Origin of the sequence: Haloferax sp. Atlit-6N (genome assembly GCF_003383195.1) — an archaeon.
Taxonomy (GTDB): domain Archaea; phylum Halobacteriota; class Halobacteria; order Halobacteriales; family Haloferacaceae; genus Haloferax; species Haloferax gibbonsii.
On sequence record NZ_QEQJ01000320.1, the window covers coordinates 1 to 460 of the forward strand.

General features: G+C 64.3%; 1 pseudogene. It reads left to right on the plus strand.

From position 1 onward, the window contains the following. Positions 1–460 (plus strand): annotated as a pseudogene (locus DEQ92_RS22555) (UbiD family decarboxylase domain-containing protein); the annotation flags it as partial.

The following is a 460-nucleotide window of genomic DNA, read 5'->3' on the forward strand; positions in this document are numbered from 1 at the left end:
GTCCTGGAAGTCGAAGCCGTGACGCACCGCGAGCAGCCGCTGATCCCCTTCTGCGTCGAGGGATCGGGCGTCGGATACTCCCAGAACACGAGTTCGACGACCGAAGTCGCGTGCGTCGGTCCGGACGCGACGCTCGGTCTCCGGGCCGCTGGCTACGACGTCGAGCGGTGCGTTCCGTGGCGCTTCACCCCCCGAACGGTCTACGTCTTCTCGACGGACGTCCCGCGGCCGGGCTATCTCCACGAACTGGCGAACTTCATCTTCACTACCTGGGGGATGTTGCACGTCGACTTCTTCGTCTTCGTCGATCCCGACGTCGATCCGCTGTCGACGCGTGAAGTGCTCGAAGCCCTCGCGCTCTATGCCGACCCCGAAGAGGATTTCCACCAGTTCGGGGCCGAGGCGATGCCGAAAGTCCCACTGAACATCTATCAGACGCCAGAGGAGAAGGGGGACGCCG